Source organism: Sphingobium sp. C100 (assembly GCF_000508185.1).
Taxonomy (GTDB): Bacteria; Pseudomonadota; Alphaproteobacteria; order Sphingomonadales; family Sphingomonadaceae; genus Sphingobium.
The window spans coordinates 21,059-39,756 of record NZ_AYOY01000113.1; the positions used below are offsets into that span (position 1 = coordinate 21,059).

General features: G+C 64.6%; 16 protein-coding genes, 1 tRNA gene and 1 pseudogene. 9 read left to right on the forward strand and 9 right to left on the reverse strand.

The genetic code is table 11. From position 1 onward, the window contains the following. Nucleotides 1-4 precede the first annotated feature (4 nt). From C100_RS32955 to C100_RS32980, 6 genes are all read right to left on the reverse strand, one after another. The gene (locus C100_RS32955) at nt 5-1,027 is read right to left on the reverse strand and encodes an RES family NAD+ phosphorylase (protein WP_024019294.1); all 1,023 of its coding nucleotides are present in this window, start codon (nt 1,025-1,027) and stop codon (nt 5-7) included. Nucleotides 1,028-1,033: 6 nt separating this feature from the next. After that, nucleotides 1,034-1,969: a sce7725 family protein gene (locus C100_RS32960; protein WP_024019295.1), complete on the reverse strand. Its 936-nt coding sequence runs from the start codon at nt 1,967-1,969 to the stop codon at nt 1,034-1,036. A gap of 7 nt (nt 1,970-1,976) precedes the next feature. Then, nucleotides 1,977-2,834, reverse strand: coding sequence for a sce7726 family protein (locus tag C100_RS32965; protein WP_024019296.1), 858 nt, complete (start codon nt 2,832-2,834; stop codon nt 1,977-1,979). A 158-nt stretch (nt 2,835-2,992) separates the two neighbouring features. Beyond that, entirely contained in the window at nt 2,993-4,300 is a 1,308-nt protein-coding gene (locus tag C100_RS32970; RefSeq protein WP_024019297.1) for a site-specific integrase, read from the reverse strand. 362 nt (nt 4,301-4,662) lie between these two features. Further along, entirely contained in the window at nt 4,663-5,295 is a 633-nt protein-coding gene (locus C100_RS32975) for a DUF1826 domain-containing protein (RefSeq protein ID WP_024019299.1), read from the reverse strand. Next, a complete protein-coding gene (locus C100_RS32980) occupies nt 5,292-6,506 on the reverse strand; it encodes a GTP-binding protein (RefSeq protein WP_024019300.1) in 1,215 nt (404 codons plus the stop codon). The genes C100_RS32975 and C100_RS32980 overlap by 4 nt, the downstream gene beginning before the upstream one ends. 195 nt (nt 6,507-6,701) lie before the next feature. Between C100_RS32980 and C100_RS32985 the strand changes: the two genes are divergently transcribed. Continuing rightward, complete coding sequence (locus tag C100_RS32985; RefSeq protein ID WP_024019301.1) at nt 6,702-7,403, forward strand: class I SAM-dependent methyltransferase; 702 nt, start codon at nt 6,702-6,704, stop codon at nt 7,401-7,403. 176 nt (nt 7,404-7,579) lie between these two features. Here the strand turns inward: C100_RS32985 and ppc are convergent, their stop codons facing one another. Next, nucleotides 7,580-10,282, reverse strand: coding sequence for a phosphoenolpyruvate carboxylase (gene ppc, locus C100_RS32990; protein WP_031309075.1), 2,703 nt, complete (start codon nt 10,280-10,282; stop codon nt 7,580-7,582). 755 nt (nt 10,283-11,037) lie between these two features. Beyond that, complete coding sequence (locus C100_RS48580) at nt 11,038-11,181, reverse strand: hypothetical protein (RefSeq protein WP_024019303.1); 144 nt, start codon at nt 11,179-11,181, stop codon at nt 11,038-11,040. A 526-nt stretch (nt 11,182-11,707) separates the two neighbouring features. Here C100_RS48580 and C100_RS0124415 point away from each other — a divergent pair. The 7 genes and pseudogenes from C100_RS0124415 to C100_RS48590 all read left to right on the forward strand — a co-directional run bounded on the left by C100_RS0124415 (nt 11,708) and on the right by C100_RS48590 (nt 17,735). Next, a complete protein-coding gene (locus C100_RS0124415) occupies nt 11,708-12,052 on the forward strand; it encodes a hypothetical protein (RefSeq protein ID WP_024019304.1) in 345 nt (114 codons plus the stop codon). 322 nt (nt 12,053-12,374) lie between these two features. Continuing rightward, nucleotides 12,375-13,823 (forward strand): ATP-binding protein, encoded by a 1,449-nt coding sequence (locus tag C100_RS32995; protein ID WP_024019305.1) that lies wholly within the window; start codon nt 12,375-12,377, stop codon nt 13,821-13,823. Continuing rightward, on the forward strand, nt 13,820-14,284 hold the full coding sequence (locus C100_RS33000) for a low molecular weight protein-tyrosine-phosphatase (RefSeq protein WP_024019306.1): 465 nt from the start codon (nt 13,820-13,822) through the stop codon (nt 14,282-14,284). The genes C100_RS32995 and C100_RS33000 overlap by 4 nt, the downstream gene beginning before the upstream one ends. A gap of 68 nt (nt 14,285-14,352) precedes the next feature. After that, on the forward strand, nt 14,353-15,102 hold the full coding sequence (locus C100_RS33005; protein ID WP_024019307.1) for a FadR/GntR family transcriptional regulator: 750 nt from the start codon (nt 14,353-14,355) through the stop codon (nt 15,100-15,102). A 131-nt stretch (nt 15,103-15,233) separates the two neighbouring features. Then, nucleotides 15,234-16,973 carry a D-lactate dehydrogenase gene (gene dld / locus C100_RS33010; protein ID WP_024019308.1) on the forward strand — a complete coding sequence of 580 codons (1,740 nt, stop codon included), beginning with the start codon at nt 15,234-15,236 and terminating at the stop codon, nt 16,971-16,973. Nucleotides 16,974-17,215: 242 nt separating this feature from the next. Next, nucleotides 17,216-17,370, forward strand: a pseudogene (locus tag C100_RS49100) (fumarylacetoacetate hydrolase family protein); the annotation flags it as partial. An 8-nt stretch (nt 17,371-17,378) separates the two neighbouring features. Further along, nucleotides 17,379-17,735: a hypothetical protein gene (locus C100_RS48590; RefSeq protein ID WP_024019309.1), complete on the forward strand. Its 357-nt coding sequence runs from the start codon at nt 17,379-17,381 to the stop codon at nt 17,733-17,735. 210 nt (nt 17,736-17,945) lie between these two features. On the opposite strand, the gene C100_RS33020 is transcribed toward C100_RS48590, so the two are convergent. After that, a tRNA-Leu gene (locus C100_RS33020) sits at nt 17,946-18,032 on the reverse strand. A gap of 135 nt (nt 18,033-18,167) precedes the next feature. Between C100_RS33020 and C100_RS0124420 the strand changes: the two genes are divergently transcribed. Next, nucleotides 18,168-18,695, forward strand: a complete 528-nt coding sequence (locus C100_RS0124420) for a hypothetical protein (RefSeq protein ID WP_052028250.1) — start codon at nt 18,168-18,170, stop codon at nt 18,693-18,695. Nucleotides 18,696-18,698: the final 3 nt, after the last annotated feature.

Below are 18,698 nucleotides of genomic sequence, written 5' to 3' on the forward strand. Positions count from 1 at the left end.
CACCCTAGGCGGCCGCGACTTCAACGGAGACCTTCGTCACGTTGAACAGCGACACCGCTCCGCCGGCGGCCTTGCCGGGATCGAACAGGGCGAGGTTGATTCCGTCGCTCACCGAGCTGCGGTAGACGACGCCGTCGAAGCCGCTCTTCTTGATGAATTCGCACAAATACTGGCTGGGAATATAGTCGATGGCCGCGCCCGAGGGCAGGACCGGTCGCGTCAGTTCGTCACCCAGGCGCTCCAGGAACGGCAGATCGGCGCGCAGCTGGCCAATCTCGCTCGCGTCAGTCAGGATGAAGGGCGAGACCAGCTTGCGCGGGTTGCGCAAATCGACCGTGCGGATCTCCGGAATGGTGAAATCGGCGACGCAGGCAACTTCGCCGGTGTGCGGGCGGATTTCCGCGGCCGCCGTTTCGGGAAGCGAGCCGAGATAGAGATAGGGGATGCCCGCCGGATTGGCGCGGCCGTGCGATGCGCGGCGCTTCGGCGGCGCCCCCATCTTGTTGATCGGGAAGGTTTCGTCGTCGGTGCGGATGCGGGCGCGATACCATTGCCGCGGCAAGGGCGGCGCCAGCAGCAGGTCGAGGAGCTGGCGCAGCCGGTTTCGATCGATCGCGACATCGAGAAACCAGCGATTCTTATACATCATCTCGTCGCGCAAGGTTTCCCAGAGCGCGAGGCCCTCGCTGATATAGCTTGGTGACGGCGCGAAGGGACGGCGCACGATCTCGCCATCGTCCAGGATTTCGCCGAGCAATTCCTTGGCGTGCGCCACATCCATGTGCGGGTGCGTGAAGAGCTGCCAGTCGTCCTTCATCCACTCGACCAGCGATTTTCCGTCGTCGCTGGGCTCGTACACATTCACGAGCAGCTCGAACCATGTGGCGAGCTGGGCCGGCTCGACCAGCAGCGTGTCGGCCGTTCCGCAGAAGCTGCAGGTGCCGCGTTTCGCATCCAAGGATGGGAAGATGTCATCGCGCAGGCCGCGATCATCGAAACATTCAGGACAGCAGTATTTTTTCGGCATGCCCGCTCAACCGAGATAGTGAGCCAGCGTCTCGATATGATGCTTCATCGAGAGCTTCTTCACATAGCCGAGGCCGGGGAAATGCCCCTTCTCGTGCAGCCCGAGAAATTCCTTCAGCGCTTCCGTCTCATGGAGATGGGAGGTGCCGCTCTCGAACTTGGCGACGAGCTTCGCGAGGGCCTGGCCAAACTTGCCCGCCGGGTCGGTCGGCGTGTCCTTCGTGTCCGAGACGAAGTGATAGATGTACATCACCTCGTCCTTGTCGGGGTCGATAAAGGTCAGATGGATCGCGACGGCATAGGCCGGCCCGCCGCCCTCGCTATAGACATCGCCGACCGTCAGGAAGTCGCCGAAGCCCGCCATCCCGAGGTCTTCATAGGTGACATGGAGGTCAGAAAACTCTTCCATCGGCGGATAGTCGGCGTTGCGCTGGCGCTTGAAGCCATCGCGCACGAGGATGCGCTCGCTCTGGTCGAAATGCTTGCGATAAAGAAGCTTGGCATGGTCCTCGACGAAGACGTTGGTCATGTCGGCTAGGTCGTCTGCGAGCGCTGCGGCAAGATCCTTCGGTGCGGTGAAGCCCGCATGGACCAGAACCGGATTATGATCAGCGTGATCGGCATGACAGGCCATGACCTCATCGACGGTCATGTCGCTGCGGAGGAGAATGCCGGCGCTGATCGCATCGTTGTCCAGAAAGCCTTCCTGCAGAAAGCCCGTGATGCTGGCGCCGTCCTCCTGATGATCGCCATGGCGAGGATTGACGATGACGATCGCTTTGCCACCAGCGTCGCAAACCGCGGTGAGGGTCTTTTTCAGACCGCCAAGCGCCTCGCGCACCGGCTCGATGATCGGCACGAAATCCTTCTCGGCGAGCAGCGGGGCCATTTCGCGGATCGTGATGAGTTCGAACTGCTTTCCGCGAAAATAGGGATAATACATGCGTTGATCAGCTCCAGGCCAGGGCCGCGCCGAGCGGCGTCGCGACAGCTTCGACCAATCGGCCATGGTCGCCGCGGCGCACTGGGATCGACAGCGCCGCAGCCTGCAACGAATCCGGCAGCCGGTCGATGAGATCGCCGAGCGGGGCAAGGTCGCGGGTGCGCTTGAGGGTTCGCACCATCTCGAAATGCACCGCCGTCGGATCGAGACCGACGAACAGCTCGCGCAGGGCCGCGTGCCGCTGCGTGTTCGGTACTTGCGGAACCGCTATGCCGAGCGCCTTCAGGATTGCGCACGCTTCGGCCGCGCGAAGGGCTTCAAAGACCGTCACCGGACAGATGCGTTCGGGACGGTCGATCGCCTCGCGCACGGTTTGGATCTGGTAGCGCTTCGACAGGCACATCACGCCGACATCGTCGGGCACCGTCGCCCACACGCCTTCGACATGGCCTTCGCTGGCGATGACGTTCACCTTGGCGAAGACACGCTTGTAATTCTCGACCTGATTGGCGAGCCGGGCGAGGGAATCGCGCTCCGACTTGATTTCATAGACGGTCGCGGTGCCGTTCAAAATCACCAGATCGGCTTTGCACGATCCCGCCCGAAACTCGTTGAGCATCGAGGCAGTGCGCAGCGAATGCGTGCCCATGAGGATCTTGTGGCTGATCGCCGCGCGATAGATGTACTCGTCGCGCTGTCCGGCGACCTTCAGAATCTCGAAAGCCGAATCAAACGTGTCGCCGACGCTCGCGTCAGTGCCGCAACGGCGGACCAAGTCCGTCTGATCGACAAGACGACGAAAGAGGCCAGAGCGACCCTTTTTGGCCATTTCACGGAAAACGGCAGCGGAAAACAGGCGCGTCAAAGCAGAAAGTTGCGTTGCGCTGCTAATGATCGATCCCCCGCCCGTGTCGCAATTCGCACTGTGCAACGCACTCGCTCTTAGCCGAGAACCTTCCAGGAAGGAATCGGGGAAATGATCGGGCCGGACAGACCAGACCTGAAGCGCTGTCGGCTGACCCGTCATGACGCGGGACTTGCGGCGGCCTTGCGGCGCGGTTGGACCGGCGGACGACCCAGCGCGACGGCGATCTTCGCCGAGGCGCGTTCGGCTGCCCGCTTCGCGGGCGCAAGCTGGACATGCGCATAGATCGCGGTCGAACGCGGGCTGCGATGGCCGAGGATGGCACCGGTCATTGCGAGCGCCTGACCGGCGGAGGTCGATGTTGAGCCCATGGTGTGCCGCAGGGTATGCGGCGTAACATCATGGAGGCCGGAGAGCTTCTTCACTTTGGGCCAAATGCCCTTTGTCCCCTGGAAGAAGGACTCGCCTTCGGTCGCCGGAAAAACGAACGCGGATTCCGCGTCGCGCGCGATGCCGCGCAGGATCTCGATCGCGGCCAGCCCAAGCGGCCGGACCGAGCGCCCCGTTTTGGTGTTTTCGAACATGAGAAAGCCGCGATCGAGATCGACTTCGCTCCACTTCAGGCCGGCGATCTCGTTGCGGCGGCAGCCGGTCAACGCCCATAGCCGCGCGATCGCGATCGCTTTCGGGTTGGTGCCGCTAGCCTCGAGCTGGTCAAAGGCGGCGCCGAGGCGTTTGACCTCTTCGAGGGTCAGGAAGCGCTCGCGCTGATTGTCGGTCTTCCGGACCGCCGCCTTGTCGACAGGGTTCCGGTCGGTCAGCTCAAGCCGCATGGCAAAGCTGTACATGGCCGACAGATCGCGGATCGCCTTGCGCGCGGCGCCTTCGCCGCCGCGGACGATGATCCGCTTGCGTGGACCGATCTTCTCATCCTTCGCGGTCTTGCCGCTCGCGACATCGCGCGCGAACTGCTCGACGTCGGCGATGCTGACATCCCCGACCCGCTTGCGCCCCAGAAGGGCGACAATGTGATGATCGATCCGCGCCATCGTATATTGCTTGGTCAGCGCCTTCATCGGCTCGCCGATGCGCTTGCCGCGCTGGATCACGCAGCCGCGCTCCTCATACAGATCGCGCAACTGCGAAATCAGTAACTCGCCGCGCTTGGCGATACGCTTCTCGCCGGGGTCCTGGCCGTTGGCGACCGCACCAAGGACCGCCTTGCCCTGTTTGCGCGCCTGGTCGATCGTCAGGGCACCGTAGCGACCGAGGGTATAAGTGCGACGCTTGGCCGTCCGGCCGCCGCCGTCGATCCGATAGCGCACGATGAAGGATTTGACGCCGCTCGGCATGATGCGAAGACCGAAGCCCGCGAGTTCGGCGTCCCACAGCTCGTACTGCTCGGAACGAACGACCGCACGATCGCACAGGTCGCGCGTCAGTTTGGCGGTCGATCGCTTGCCCACTTGCCTGCCTCCGTTTGGACCCGTAGTACCGCCGGGACCACTGCGGGTCCACGGGCAAGCAAACTGGGTCGAATTCGAGCGAAGCATAGCACAGCTTGAATCATGATAAAACAGGTACTTGTCTTAGTCAGGCGCAGCCCGTCGTAGTCCATCCAAGTATTAGTCTAGATTTGCCAAGGTTGGGGTCGAGGGTTCGAATCCCTTCGCCCGCTCCAGAATTCCTAGGAAAATTATTGATTTAACCGCTTTATGCGGTCCCGCGTTCATGCGCGCTGGTTCCAAAACCATCATGTATGCCGAGCCCGGCGACTATCGGGCCGCGACCCAGAACATCTGGCGCGGTGGCGCAACGGCGAGCGCGGTTATGCTGCCGGTGGTCCCTTGACCGGCGCAGGCGCAGGTCGAACCAGCGGATCGATCACGAGCAGCAGACGCTGTTCTCCCGTTCCGCCGATCGGCGGAGAACGGTGCAGAATGGCGGGCTGCTCTGCCCCCAGCCGTCCCTTGAAAAGGCCGACATCCCCCGCCTTCAGTTGGTGGACCACGCCATCACCCTGATCGGCATGGACCCATTGCGTGCCCGATCCGACCAATGTCATCAACAGCCGCGCCGTCACCATGTCGGCGTGAAACTTGCGGCAAGCGTCGGTTTCCACCACCTCCAACCTGATCCGCAAGGTGCCGGCTTGCATGATCTCGGCCACGCGCCTGCCCAACGTCACGATCTCGGCGCATAGCGCATTGCGGTCCGGGCCTGCGGCATATCCGGCTTCAACCAGTCCTTCGTCGATTGCCTCGCCAAGCATATCGACCCCTGCCACGAAATCGAGATCCTTGACGCTGTCCAGGTCAAGTCGCTCCAGCCAGGCAAGGGCGGTCGGCAGACTCCTCCTCCAGAGCGCGAGATGCACCGCTTGATAACCGATCATGTCGAGGACCGAACCGCCCGCGCCTTCGACGTCCGCGTCTTCACGCGCTTCGACGGTCACGGTCATGCCGCCGCCTCCAGCGCCGGTTCGCCCCAGGCGGGAAAGGGATCAGGCAGCCCTGTCCATAACGTGGGCGTGAACGCCTTGACCGACAGCAGGCAGGCATCGAGCATCCGCCGGATGCGCGCCTCGTCCATGCCGATGCCGATGAACACCAGTTCCTGCCGACGGTCGCCCCACGTCTCGTCCCAATGGCCCGCGACGAACCGCTCGAAACGGTCGTCATTGGGCCAGTCCTGCTTGGGGATGCTCGCCCACCAGCGGCCCATGCGCGCCGTCATCGTCTGCGCGCCCGCCACCGCCAGTTCACCCACCCAGTCCGGCCGCGTCGCCAGCCAGAAATGCCCCTTGGCGCGCACGACCTGATCCAGGCCATCGGTGGTCAGAAAGGCATGGAGCTTGACCGGCTCGAATGGTTGGCGGGCGCGATAGACGAAGCTCTCGATCCCATATTCCTCGGTTTCGGGCTGGTGGTTAGCATATCCATACAGCTCCTTGGCCCAGAGCGGGTGCTGCGCCGCCTTCTCCTCATCGAACAGGCCGGTGTTTAAAATGGCCTCGAGCGGCACCTGGCCATGATCGCAGGTGATGATCCGCGCGTCGGCGTTGAGGCTGGCGACCAGCTTCTTGACGATCGCGAGTTGCTCGGGGGAAACGGCGCCTGCCTTGTTGACGACCACCACATCGGCAAATTCGATCTGCTCGACCAACAGGCCGACGAGACTGCGATTATCATCCTCGCCCAGCGATTCGCCGCGATCGGCCAGAAAATCCTGGCTCGAATAATCCTTGAGCAGGTTGAGCGCATCGACGAGCGTCACCATTGTATCCAGCCGCGACACATCGCCCAGCGACATGCCAGCCTCGTCGCGGAAAGAGAAAGTGCTGGCAACGGGTAGCGGCTCCGAAATGCCCGTGCTCTCAATCACCAGATAGTCGAACCGACCTGTCTCGGCGAGCGTACGCACCTCCTGCAACAGATCGTCGCGCAGGGTGCAGCAGATGCAGCCATTGGTCATCTCGACCAGGCTTTCCTCGCTGCGCGCCAGCGCCGCACCGCCGCCGCGCACCAGATCGGCGTCGATATTCACTTCCGACATGTCGTTGACGATCACCGCCACCCGGCGTCCCTCCCGGTTGGCGAGGACGTGATTGAGCAACGTCGTCTTGCCAGCGCCTAGAAACCCCGACAGCACGGTGACCGGCAGGCGACGCATCGAGGGATTTGATGAAGAAGAAGCTGACGCCATTACGCACCCTTGCCTTTTAGGAGATAGTATATCATTACTCCGTCTCTACGATAGGAGGGTCGTCGTGGCAAGCCATGCATAGCCGGAATGCCCTGCGCCGGCTGAGCCCCTTCAATGTGCCGCGCGCCGCGCCCATTCCTCCCCTTTTTTTGAGGATCGATCATGTCCGACATGTGTGAGACCGAAAATCTTTTCCTGCAAAGCTTCAACGATCCAGAGCAGGTCGCGAAATATTCGGAAGGACCGACGCGCTTTGTTCCAGGCCTGGAGGCCCTTCATCGCATGACGGGCCTTCTCCTGGCTGAGGATGTGCCTGCCGATGCACGGGTGCTTGTCCTGGGTGCGGGCGGCGGGTTGGAACTCCAGGCATTGGCCCATATGCATCCGGACTGGACATTTGTTGGCGTCGATCCCGCGGTCGAGATGCTGCGCCTTGCGCAACGGACGCTGGGGCCATTGGCCGACAGGGTGCAACTGGTGGAAGGCTATATCGATGATGCGCCGACCGGCCCATTTGACGCCGCTTGCTGTTTACTGACGCTGCACTTCCTCAGTGCCGGCCCACGTCGGGAAACCGTCGCCGCCATTCATCGCAGGCTCAAGCCCGGCGCGCCTTTCGTAGCCGCGCATGGCAGCTTCCCGCAGGGAGAAGAGCGATCGCTCTGGCTCGATCGCTACGCGGCCTACGCCATCGCGGCGGGCGCGGATCCGGCGCAGGTCCAGGTCGCCCGGTCGGCGGTCGATAGCAGCGTCAATATGCTCAGTCCCCAAGACGATATGGCAATCCTGCGCGATGGCGGATTTAAGGATGCAAGCCTCTTCTTCGCCGCCTTCACATGGCGGGGGTGGATCGGACATGCATAGCCGCCCATGACCGGGCAAGGTGACGCCGCACGCCGACTCCGACCTTCCCACAATATTGAACCGCCGCCTTTGGCGGGACTGGGCTTCATGGGCGTCGGATGATGTCGTTCAGCGTCCCATAGCGCAGGATCACGCGATCAAAGCTTTCGCCAAGAGCTGGTTCGCCCGCCCTGGCATCACCCGCTGTTGCGCAGCGCCGTGGCAATGGCGTTGATCGACAGTTCAATGCCTTCCTTGATGCGCGGATCATCCTCGCCGGCGCGGTGGCGTTTCAGCAATTCGACCTGGAGCAGGTTCAGCGGCTCGATATAGGGCAGGCGCAGCCGGATCGAGGTTTCCAGCGCCGGGTTCTTTTCCAGCAGCCGCGACTGGCCGGTGGCGGTCAGCAGCCCGTCATGCGCTTGGTTCCATCCTTCGCGGATGCGGCCGAAAATGCTGTCGGCGCGCGCCTGGTCCTCCACCAGCGGCAGGTAGCGCGCGGCGATGCCCAGGTCGGACTTGGCCAGCACCATTTCCATATTGCCCAGCGCCGATTTCAGGAACGACCAATGCTGCGCCATGTCGGCGAGCAGCGCCTTGTCCTCGAATGCCGCCATCGCCTGCCCCACGCCATACCAGCCCGGCAGCATCACCCGCGCCTGCGCCCAGCTGAACACCCAGGGAATGGCGCGCAGATCCTCGATCGCATTGCTCTGCTTGCGGCTGGCGGGCCGCGAACCGATCTTGAGGCCGGCGATTTCCTGGATCGGGGTCAGCTGGCGGAAAAATTCCTTGAACCCCTCCGTCCCGTAGACAAGGTCGCGATAGGCGGCGAAAGCGTTCTTGGAAAGCTCGTCCATCGCACCCGAAAAACGCGCGGCGTCGCGCGCCGTAATCCCTTCCGGCTCCAGGCTGGCGAGCAGGGTGGCGCTGGTCATCGCCTCCAAATTGGTCATCGCGACATCGCGCGTGCCGAACTTTGCCGCGATCACCTCGCCCTGTTCGGTGATGCGGATGCGGCCCTGCACGCTGCCCTTGGGCTGGGCCTGGATCGCCGCGAAGGCGGAGCCGCCCCCGCGACCCACCGCGCCGCCCCGGCCGTGGAACAATTGCATCGCCGCGCCCGCTTGGGCGAACACCGGCTCCAGCGCCTGGCTCGCCTTGTAGAGGCCCCAGGTCGACGTGATGTAGCCGCCATCCTTGTTGCTGTCGGAATAGCCGATCATCACTTCCTGATGGCCGCGCGCCTTCACCACGCCGGCGATTTCGGGCAGGCCGAAATAGGCGGACATGATCTTGGGCGCCGCCTCAAGGTCGCCGATCGTCTCGAACAGCGGGATCGCCATGATCGCGGCGCTGGGCGGATCGCCATTGTCGCCGACGCGCCACAGCCCCGCTTCCTTGAGCAGGATATTGACCTCCAGCAGGTCCGACACGCTCTGCGCCATCGAGATGATATAGTGGGTGAGGCATTGCGGGCCATAGATGCGGTGCGCCTTCGCCGCGGCATGGACGATCGCCAGTTCCGACGCCGTCTCTTCCGAATAGGCGGAAAAGCGCGATCCCAGCGGCCGGTTGTTCGCCAGTTCCCGGCGCAGCAGCGCGATGCGCGCATATTCGTCGAGCGCCAGATAATCGGCCTCCACCCCGGCGACCTTCAGCAGTTCGGCGACCACCCGTTCATGCACGGCGCTGTTCTGGCGCATGTCGAGCGTGGCGAGGTGAAAGCCGAACGTCTCGACCGCGCGGATCAGGCGGCCGAGCGCCCCGCCGGTCGCCAATGCGCCATTGCCCTCGCTCGCCAGCCCCTGGGCAACGATGACCAGGTCGTGGCGCAGGTCGGCCGGGCTGGCATAGGCCTCGCCCTTCAGGCTGGATGGCCGCGCCGGCTGCGCCCCGGTCAACTGGACGCAGGTCGCCGCCAGCCGGGCGTAGATGCCCGAAAGCGCGCGGCGATAGGGCTCGTCCTTGCGGCTGGGGGAGGCGTCGCCGCTGGCCTCGGCCAGGTCCAGCACCGCCTGCGGCACATGGGCCAGTTCGGTCGAGAGCGACAATTCCGCGCCCAGCGCATGGATCGCGTCGAGATAGAAGGCGATCGCCGCCTCCGCCCCGCGCTTGAGCGCGAATTCAAGCTGCGGCGCCTGGACGAACGGGTTGCCGTCGCGATCGCCGCCGATCCACGACCCGACCCGCAGGAAACTTTGCGGCCGCGCGCCCAGCACCCGTTCCCAGCGGGCATAGAGGGCGGGCAGCGCGGGCAGGAAGGTGTCGCGGAAATAGGCGAGCACATTGTCGATCTCGTCGGCGACGAACAGTTTTTCGCGGCGCAACGGGCGGGTCTGCCACAACAGGGCGATCTGGCGGAAAATCGCCTCGTCCAGATTTTCGCCCTCGGTCGTTTCGGTGCGCCCCCCATCCTTCAGGTGCATCAGGTCGGCGATGCGGTTCTTGTGGTCGATCATGCTCTTGCGCCGCACCTCGGTCGGGTGGGCGGTCAGCACGGGGACGATCAGGCTGTGGGCCAGCAGGTCCAGCACCGCCGCGCGGTCGATGCCGTGCGATTCCAGCCGCGCCAGCGCGGACGCGACATCCGCGCCCGGCTCGGCCGCCACCCCCTGCCGGTCCTCGGCCAGGTTGGCGAGCATCGAAAACAGCATGAATCCGCGCGTGAAATTCAGCGTATCGTCTAGGCTGAGCGCATCCAGCCCCGTATCGGTCAGGTCCGCGCCCTGCACCCCGCGCGCCCGGTCGACCGACGCGGACCGGATATATTCGGTCTGGCTATAGAGTTTCTCCCCGCCATAGGCGCGAATGACGTCGCCCAGCAGCCGCCCCAGATAGCGGATATCGGGATTCTGCGTGATCGCAGGGGCGGACGGGGAGGAGGAAAGAGTCGCCATGGGGCGGATGCTGCATTGCAACAGGAGCAGGGTCAAGCGCCGTTCGCGAACGATGCCCTTCAGCCGCCACAGCGGGGGCACCAAACCGCCCTGGCGACAGCCCGGAACGCCGCCATTCCCGCCAAGGACCAGCGTTGAACCTGGCCCCCATCGTCACCCGCCCCGATCCGCCGCCCCGCTCCCGCGCCGGCGGCCTGTTCAGGATAAAAGCGGGATGGCGGATCACGCCCGGCAGACGAAAGACAGGACGGGAAGCGAACAGGAGCGGACCGTTGAGCGGGGTGCAAGATCGCTTGAACGCGGCCACCCCCGCTTTTGCCCCCCCACGAAGACGGGTCTCGGGCAAAGCGGGATGGCGCTGGAAAGCTGCCCCCCTGCTGCCGTTCGTCTCCGCCTGAGATGCCAGCGCGCGCCGACATGACGTTGGTAATAGTGAGTAGCCGGTTGCGACCATTTCTTGCCAGTTGTCCCGTGCGCCGTAATTCTTGATTGCCGATGTTCCTTGCATGGTTCAAATTCAGAGCATGGCTGATCTGTCCAAATCTGAACGCATGGAGTTGCGGCGAGCGTCGGGAAACCGAGCCGTGCATGAGCCATATGTGCCGCCTCGGCATCGTGGCCCAGAATGCCTCTGGCCACATGCTTGCTTCGAATGCCGGAAGTCGTGGAAGCTGGCTGAGGAAGCGAGCGCCATATGCCCTGAATGCAAGGCTGATCTCCATTGGATGGGACGTGCGTTTAAGGTGCCTCAAAAATCAGACGTTGAGCAATGGGCCAAGGTTCGAGCGCTCTGGAATGCGGGATTTCGCTTCATCAATCATACGCGATGGCGAGATATCGAGGCTATGCCGGAGCGCCTGCGCGACGTTGAGGATTTCATCCGGCGCAATCCCCAGCATCCCTTCCGAATAAGTGGGTAACGTCTGCTATCGACGAATTCTTCCCAAAAAATGACTGTCGCCTAACCACCCATTTTCGTCATCCAGCGAAAGCTGGGATCTCTTTTCCTGTCGCGCGGCAGATGAAGAAGCGGGATGCCAGCCTTCGCTGGCATGACGGTGGAGGGGTGACGAGGTTTGCGCGGAATCCGCCCCAAACCACCCGCTTCGTCATCTCAGCGTCGGCCGGGATCTCGCTGCTGCCGGCGCAGCGTCGAAAAACATGGGCGGTGCCGGCCCGCGCCGGCACGACCTGGAAATAGGAGCAAGTCGGCAGCGGTCCCAAGCCCCCCCTCAAAATCCTCCCTGCGCCGCAGGCGTGGGGAGGGGGACCATGCGCAGCATGGTGGAGGGGCGATGGCGCAAGCCGGCCCATGTCCTTCCACCACGGCTCCCTCCCCGTGTCGCACGGCCGAGCATCACACCTCCGGACCCACCCCCAACACACCCCTTTCAAAATAGGATTTCATCTGGTTTATCCTGTCGGATGGAAGAACAGCCCCCACCCCAACCGCCCGCGCCGCCGTCGCCTGCCGCGCCCGACCGCGCCCATTGGACCCCCGCCAAACAGCGACTTTTCCTCATCGCCCTGCTCGACACCGGCAAGGTGGCCGCCGCCGCGCGCAGCGTCGGCATGTCGCCCACCAGCGCGCATCGCCTGCGCCGTCGCCTGGCGGGCACGATGTTCGACCGGAGCTGGGACTGGGCGCTGGCGCATCATGCAAGGCGCATGGCCGATCCGTTCGCGCCCGACCGGCCGCTGCCCGCTCCGCCTGCCGGACCGCCCGCCGCCTCGCCCGCCGCCTCGCCCACCCCGCAAGCCCGCCGCTAAAGCCCATGCAAGCGCCTGCCGACCGCTCGCCCCCGCCTGCCCCCGCGCCTGCTCCGTCGCCCGACCCTTACCTGCCCGGCGCGTCGCCATGGCTTGGGCGTGACCCGACCGCCGCGTCGGCGTGGCCCGACCATGACCTGATCGGCGCGTCGCTGTCGCCATGCCCGCACTTGGCGATAGCGTCGCAGGGGCTTCACCGTGACTATTGGCCCGATTTGCCCGACAACGGTGTGAACTTCGCCCGATGCCTGATCCTCCTGCCCCTTGCGTCGACGCTGCAACCACCCTTGCGCTCCCCCACCCCCTGCGCCAAAAGCGCCCCGTGACCGCCAGCATCAGCATAGGAACCGATCATCACGGCAAGGACGTGCTGGTCGATGTCGAGGAATTGCTCGCCACCCGGCTGCTCGTTCAGGGCAATTCGGGGTCGGGCAAATCGCATCTGCTGCGCCGCCTGCTGGAAGAAAGCGCCGCCATGGTGCAGCAGGTGGTGATCGATCCCGAAGGCGACTTCGTGACGCTGGCCGACGAATATGGCCATGTGGTGATCGATGCGGGCGACTATAATGAGCGCGAGATCGTCACCATGGCGGCGCGCATCCGCGAACATCGGGCGTCTGTGGTGCTCAGCCTCGACGCGCTGGAACTCGAAGCGCAGATGAAATGCGCCGCAAGCTTTCTGTCTACCCTGTTCGACGCGCCGCGCGACCATTGGTATCCCGCGCTGGTGGTGGTGGACGAGGCGCAGATGTTCGCTCCGGTCGCGGCGGGCGATGTGTCCGACGAGGCGCGGCGGCTGTCGCTGGCGGCCATGACCAACCTCATGTGCCGCGGGCGCAAGCGCGGTCTGGCCGGCGTCATCGCGACCCAGCGGCTGGCCAAGCTCGCCAAGAATGTCGCGGCGGAGGCGTCGAATTTCCTCATGGGCCGCACCTTCCTCGACATCGACATGGCGCGCGCGGCCGACCTGCTGGGCATGGAACGGCGGCAGGCGGAACAGATTCGCGATCTGGAGCGGGGCCGTTTCCTCGGCCTTGGCCCCGCCATCGCGCGGCGGCCGGTGGCGGTGAAGATCGGCGCGGTGACCACCGGCACGCGCGGCGGCACGCACAAGCTGATGCCCCCGCCCGTCACCACCGGGGAGGATTTCCAGGAACTGCTCTTCGCCAAGGCGCCGGAGGATGCGCCGCCGCCCCCGCCCCGCGCCGATCCGCCGCCGCGCCCGGCCGAGGACATCATGCGCCAGCTTGCCGACGCGCCATCGGCCAGGCCGGCCGCGCCGGAACTGGATTTCGGCGAAAATGAGCCGGTCGTCATCGCCGTGCTGGAAGATATCGTCGCCGATCTGGGCGATGCGCAGCCGTCGGTGTCCGCCCTCTATCAGGATTTCGGCGTGCGCTGCCGGATGAAGGGGCTGAAAAAACCGCCGCTCGACCTGCCCGCCTTCCGCAAGCGCTTCGCCATGGCGCAGGCCGGGATGGCCGACGCCGACGATGTGCGCTGGCAGGATGCGATCCGCGCGGCCGAGCCGTTGCCGGAGGATATGCTGGCCCCCTTCCTGCTGATCGCGCGCGCCGCGCTCGACGGACGTCCCTACCCCGACGATGGCGCATTGGCCCGCGCCTATGGCACCAGTTCGCCCGGCCGCGTGCGGCGGCTGATCGACTATATGGAAAAACTGGGCGTGATCGTGGCGCGCACCGATTTTTCGGGCAAGCGCTCGATCGGCGTGCCGGGCCTGGGCCTCTCCACTGCGGCGGCGGACGGATGAGCGCGCCCGCCATCCTGTTCGTCTGCCTTGGCAATATCTGCCGCTCGCCGCTGGCCGAAGCGGCGCTGCGGGCGCAAGCGGCCGGGGCGGGGCTGGACCTCGTCGTCGATTCCGCCGGCACTGGCGACTGGCATGTCGGCAGCCCGCCCGATCCGCGCGCGCAGGCGGTCGCCCTGCGGCAGGGGATCGACATTGCGGGCTATCGCGGACGGCAGGTGCATGTGCAAGATTTCCGCCGCTTCACCCATGTCTTCGCGCTGGACGCGGACAATCTGCGCGACCTGCGACGCATCCGCCCGGCCGACGGCGCCGCCAACTTGCAATTGTTGATGGACATGGTGCCGGGGCGGGAGGGGACCGGCGTCACCGACCCCTATTTTGGCGAGGATGCCGGCTTCGACGTCACCTGGGCCGATGTCACCGCCGCGGCGAGAGCGATCGTGCGACGATTGGCGCGCTGACCGGCTTTTTGGTAAGGCAGCATCATCCATGTGGTAATGCCAAAAAAAACGGCACGGAAGGAAAGACGATGACCGCGCGGGGACAGGAACGGCTCTATCAGGATCTGGCGCGCGCCCTGCTGGAGGCATTGGCGGCGGGTCATTATCCCGTGGGCGCGCGGCTGCCGGCCGAGCGTGAACTGGCGCAGCAGCATGGCGTCAGCCGACCGACCGTGCGCGAAGCGATCATCGCTCTGGAGGTGCAGGGCCTGGTCGAGGTGCGGGTCGGGTCCGGCGCCTATGTCGTGCGCCTGCCAGGCAAGGAAGATGTCCCCGGTTTCGCCATTTCCGCGATCGAACTGACCGAAGCGCGCCTATTGTTCGAGGGCGAGGCGGCGGCACTGGCCGCAACCCAGGTCATGGACCAGGAACTGGAGGCGATCGAGTCGCTGGTCGCCCAGATCGCGCGCGACAATCTCGATCCGGCCGGTTCGGTGGAAGCCGACCGCGCCTTCCATCTGGCGATCGCACGGGCGACGCGCAATCAGGCGGTCTATGACGCGGTCGAACAACTCTGGCGGTTGCGCGACAGTTCGCCGGAAGCGGCCCTGCTCCACCAGAAGGCGCGAACCGCGAACATCAAGCCGGTGGTGGATGAACATAGCGCCATATTGCAGGCGCTGAAGGATCGCGACCCGGCGGCCGCGCGCGCGGCGATGCGGGCGCATCTGTCGGCGGTGCTCGACAGCCTGCTCTTCGCCACCGAAGAAAGGGCGGTGGAGGAAGCGCGCCGCACCGTCCAGACCAGGCGCAACCGCACCACGCGCGCCACCGCCTGATCGGAGCAGCGCATGCTTGCCGATATCGTGCGAACTGGCCGACATCATCAGGCTCAACGTCACGGCCCGCCACATGCGGTCGTTCGGGGCGCGGCAACGGCGAATACGGACTGTTCATAGGACCAACGCTCATGGAGAATGTACCCGTCGACAGAATCGCACCAGCAGGCGCGCCGCAGTCTACCGATACCGAACTGGTCGCGGCGCTGGCCGGCATCGTCGGCAAGGCGCATGTGCTGACCGATCCGGCAGTCACGCGTCCGTATCGCACCGGCTTCCGCTTCGGCTGCGGCCCGGTCGTGGCGGTGGTTCGCCCAGGATCGCTGGTCGAACAATGGGCGGTGCTGCGCGCCGCCCTCGCCGCGGGCCGCATCGTGATCGTGCAGGCGGCCAATACCGGCCTCACCGGCGGTTCGACGCCCCATGGCGAGGATTATGATCGCGGCATCGTGATCATCAACACGATGCGCGTCGAAGGCGTGCATCTGATCCGCGACGGGCGGCAGGTGGTGTGCCTGCCCGGCGCGACCTTGTACCAGCTCGAAAAGGCGCTGCGCCCGATCGGCCGCGAGCCGCATTCGGTGATCGGCTCGTCATGTATCGGCGCGTCGGTGTTCGGCGGCATCTGCAACAATTCGGGCGGCGCGCTGGTCCGGCGCGGGCCGGCCTATACGCAGATGGCGCTTTATGCCCGGCTCGACGCCGCCGGCGAGCTCCACCTGGTCAATCATCTGGGCATCGATCTCGGCGGCGATCCGAGCGAGATCCTCGGCCGGCTCGACCGGGGCGAGTTCAGCGAGGCGGACGTGCGCGACGGCCAGGAACGTGCCGCGTCGGACCATGGCTATGCCAGCCATGTTCGCGAGATCGACGCCGACACGCCCGCCCGCTTCAACGCCGATCCGCACCGGCTGTTCGAAGCATCGGGCAGCGCGGGCAAGGTGATGCTGCTCGCCGTCCGGCTCGACACCTTTGCGAAGGACGACCGCACCGGCACCTTCTATATCGGCACTAACGATCCCGACGAGCTGGCGGACATCCGCCGCCACATTCTCGGCACGTTCGCCTCATTGCCGGTGTCGGGCGAATATATGCACCGCACGGCGTTCGACATCGCCGAAGATTATGGCAAGGACATGTTCCTCGCGATCCAGTATCTCGGCACCGACCGGCTGCCGGCGATGTTCGCGATGAAGGCGAAGGTCGATGCCTTTTGCGATCGCATTCCCTTCCTGCCGAAACATATGAGCGACAAGCTGATGCAGGCGGGAAGCCGACTGTTTCCCCGGCATCTGCCCAAGCGGATGCGAGCATATCGCGACCGGTTCGAGCATCATCTGATCCTCAAGATGGCCGGCGACGGTATCGGGGAAGCGCGGGACTATCTGTCGGCGATGTTCCCCTCGCGCACGGGCGACTTCTTCGAATGCACGCCGCAAGAGGGCGAAAAGGCCTTCCTCCATCGCTTTGCCGCCGCAGGCGCCGCAATCCGCTATCGCAATGTCCATGAACGCGAGGTCGAGGATATCGTCGCGCTCGACATCGCGCTGCGCCGCAACGACCGGCAATGGTTCGAGACGCTGCCGACCGATGTCGAGAAGCCGATCCTTCACACACTCTATTACGGCCATTTCTTCTGCCACGTCTTTCACCAGGATTATATCGTGGTGAAAGGCACTGACTGCGTGGCGCTCGAGGAGCGGATGTGGACGTTGCTCGACGATCGCGGGGCCGAATATCCCGCCGAGCATAATGTCGGCCATCTCTACCATGCCAAGCCGGCGCTGGTTGATCATTATCGCGAACTCGACCCCTGCAACGCCTTCAACCCCGGCATCGGCCACACGTCGAAATGTTCGCACTGGCGCTGACGCGAACGAAAGAACCCGAGGGGCGCGCCTGACCCGTTTTCAGTCGGAGCATCATGATGGAAAGCTGCACGCATATCGGCCATTCGTTCATACTTCAGAACGTCTTGGATCGGCGGAGCCATCCAACTCCGTTCGTTGCAAGGGATCGAGGGCAGCCTGCTCCAAAAGGCGCTTGAGCATCCATTGCAGGCCGCCGTCGCCCGCGCGTGCATGAGAGGTGGGCGCCATTTTCTTGCCGTGATTTCGGCTTTCACGAACTGATGCCCATGCCGCCAGCACACGTTCGCTCTGCGCCGGCACCATCATCGGATCGGGCACGGTCTCCAACGATGATTTTCGCCTGTTCGGGTCGAGTTGCATTGCCGAACGGCGCGGCATCGAGATGCTCGATAATGGACACGCCCAATGGCGATGTTCGCGCCTTTTCAGAGGATCGTCACCGGCCATGACGATGCGGGCCTGTCGCGCGTCATGGCCGCCGATGATATCGTGCCGGCCCTCATTCCGTCCGGCGATGCGGGCTTCGCGCTGGTTTGGACCAGTCGGGGGATGCCCGTCGACCACCGTTGGCTCCATGTCGATGCGGCGGACACACCGTCAGGTCTCAGACGCCGCCAGTGCACGGTGCTGCGCATGGTCGACCTGCTGCCCGGCAGCGCCTCCCCTATGCACCGCACCAACTCGCTGGACTATGGCATTGTTATATGCGGCGCGCTTGAACTGGAGCTTGAAGACGGCTCAGTGACGAGAATGCCCCCCTGATGGAAAGCCATCAACATCCAAGCAGTTCGTGACGATGAACGCGCTTTGCGGACGAGCCGGTATATTTGTTCCGAACACCGGGCGGTGGAGGCGTCCGCTAAGACACCCCAAGACAATCGCGCATTTTGCACCGTTCACAGCATCTTCGGGGAATGGCAATATGCCAAATGGCGCCAAACCCTGGAACTATTCCTTGATCTCAAAGGATATTGGTGCGGTCGAGAAGACTCGAACTTCCACGGCCTTTCGGCCACAACGACCTCAACGTTGCGCGTCTACCAATTCCGCCACGACCGCACATCAACAGGGAAACCGGCGGGGCCGGTGCCTTGGTAGGAGGCGGCCCTTAGCAAAGGCTTTTGCCCCATGCAACAACCGATCTGACTTAGCGTTATGATTGTGCAATATGGGCAGGGCGAGAGGAATGGAGCGATGCGAATCTGGATGCTGTCGGCAGCGACAGTCACCACCGCGATTGCGATGGGGGTGGCGCTGGGCGGCTATGCCACCAGTCCGCAGCGCCCGCCGCTGGAAAATCCGCCCGAACCCTATGATTATGCGCAGACCGACACGCCTGTGCCCGGCCCTGCGGACAGGGGACCGCGCACCATCCACTGCATCGGCTGCGGCCCCACCCTCGCGGATCGCCGCATGGCGGCCATGACGGGCTATGACAGCGACGGCATGATCAGCGGCAGTCGCGACCCGGTGGTGCAGGACTATCTGGCCGAAGCAGACCCTCTCCCCCCGGTCGAAGCGCCGGTTCCGGTCATCCGCCAATTGCCGCCCAACATCGTCAGATTTGCCCGCGGCCCCTCGCCGGCGTCCAGGCCCGTTACCGCGCCTGCTCCGGCCCAGCCAGCCGAAGGGGCGATCCCGATGCGGGTCGTGATGACGGACGAAGGGGCCGGCCAAGCCTCCGGGGCGCCACCCTCCGAAAGCCCGGCCAGCCCCTATTGATCC

Excerpts from the sequence above, each read along its gene's own strand:
- C100_RS32960 (WP_024019295.1), bottom strand. The coding sequence starts at position 1,969 with ATGTATTATCCCTATTTTCGCGGAAAGCAGTTCGAACTCATCACGATC.
- C100_RS0124415 (WP_024019304.1), top strand. The coding sequence starts at position 11,708 with ATGGAAGAACAGCCCCCACCCCAACCGCCCGCGCCGCCGTCGCCTGCC.
- C100_RS32955 (WP_024019294.1), bottom strand. The coding sequence starts at position 1,027 with ATGCCGAAAAAATACTGCTGTCCTGAATGTTTCGATGATCGCGGCCTG.
- C100_RS32985 (WP_024019301.1), top strand. The coding sequence starts at position 6,702 with ATGTCCGACATGTGTGAGACCGAAAATCTTTTCCTGCAAAGCTTCAAC.
- C100_RS32980 (WP_024019300.1), bottom strand. The coding sequence starts at position 6,506 with ATGCGTCGCCTGCCGGTCACCGTGCTGTCGGGGTTTCTAGGCGCTGGC.
- C100_RS33000 (WP_024019306.1), top strand. The coding sequence starts at position 13,820 with ATGAGCGCGCCCGCCATCCTGTTCGTCTGCCTTGGCAATATCTGCCGC.
- C100_RS32975 (WP_024019299.1), bottom strand. The coding sequence starts at position 5,295 with ATGACCGTGACCGTCGAAGCGCGTGAAGACGCGGACGTCGAAGGCGCG.
- C100_RS48580 (WP_024019303.1), bottom strand. The coding sequence starts at position 11,181 with ATGCTGGGGATTGCGCCGGATGAAATCCTCAACGTCGCGCAGGCGCTC.
- C100_RS33005 (WP_024019307.1), top strand. The coding sequence starts at position 14,353 with ATGACCGCGCGGGGACAGGAACGGCTCTATCAGGATCTGGCGCGCGCC.
- ppc (WP_031309075.1), bottom strand. The coding sequence starts at position 10,282 with ATGGCGACTCTTTCCTCCTCCCCGTCCGCCCCTGCGATCACGCAGAAT.
- dld (WP_024019308.1), top strand. The coding sequence starts at position 15,234 with ATGGAGAATGTACCCGTCGACAGAATCGCACCAGCAGGCGCGCCGCAG.
- C100_RS48590 (WP_024019309.1), top strand. The coding sequence starts at position 17,379 with ATGGCGATGTTCGCGCCTTTTCAGAGGATCGTCACCGGCCATGACGAT.
- C100_RS0124420 (WP_052028250.1), top strand. The coding sequence starts at position 18,168 with ATGCGAATCTGGATGCTGTCGGCAGCGACAGTCACCACCGCGATTGCG.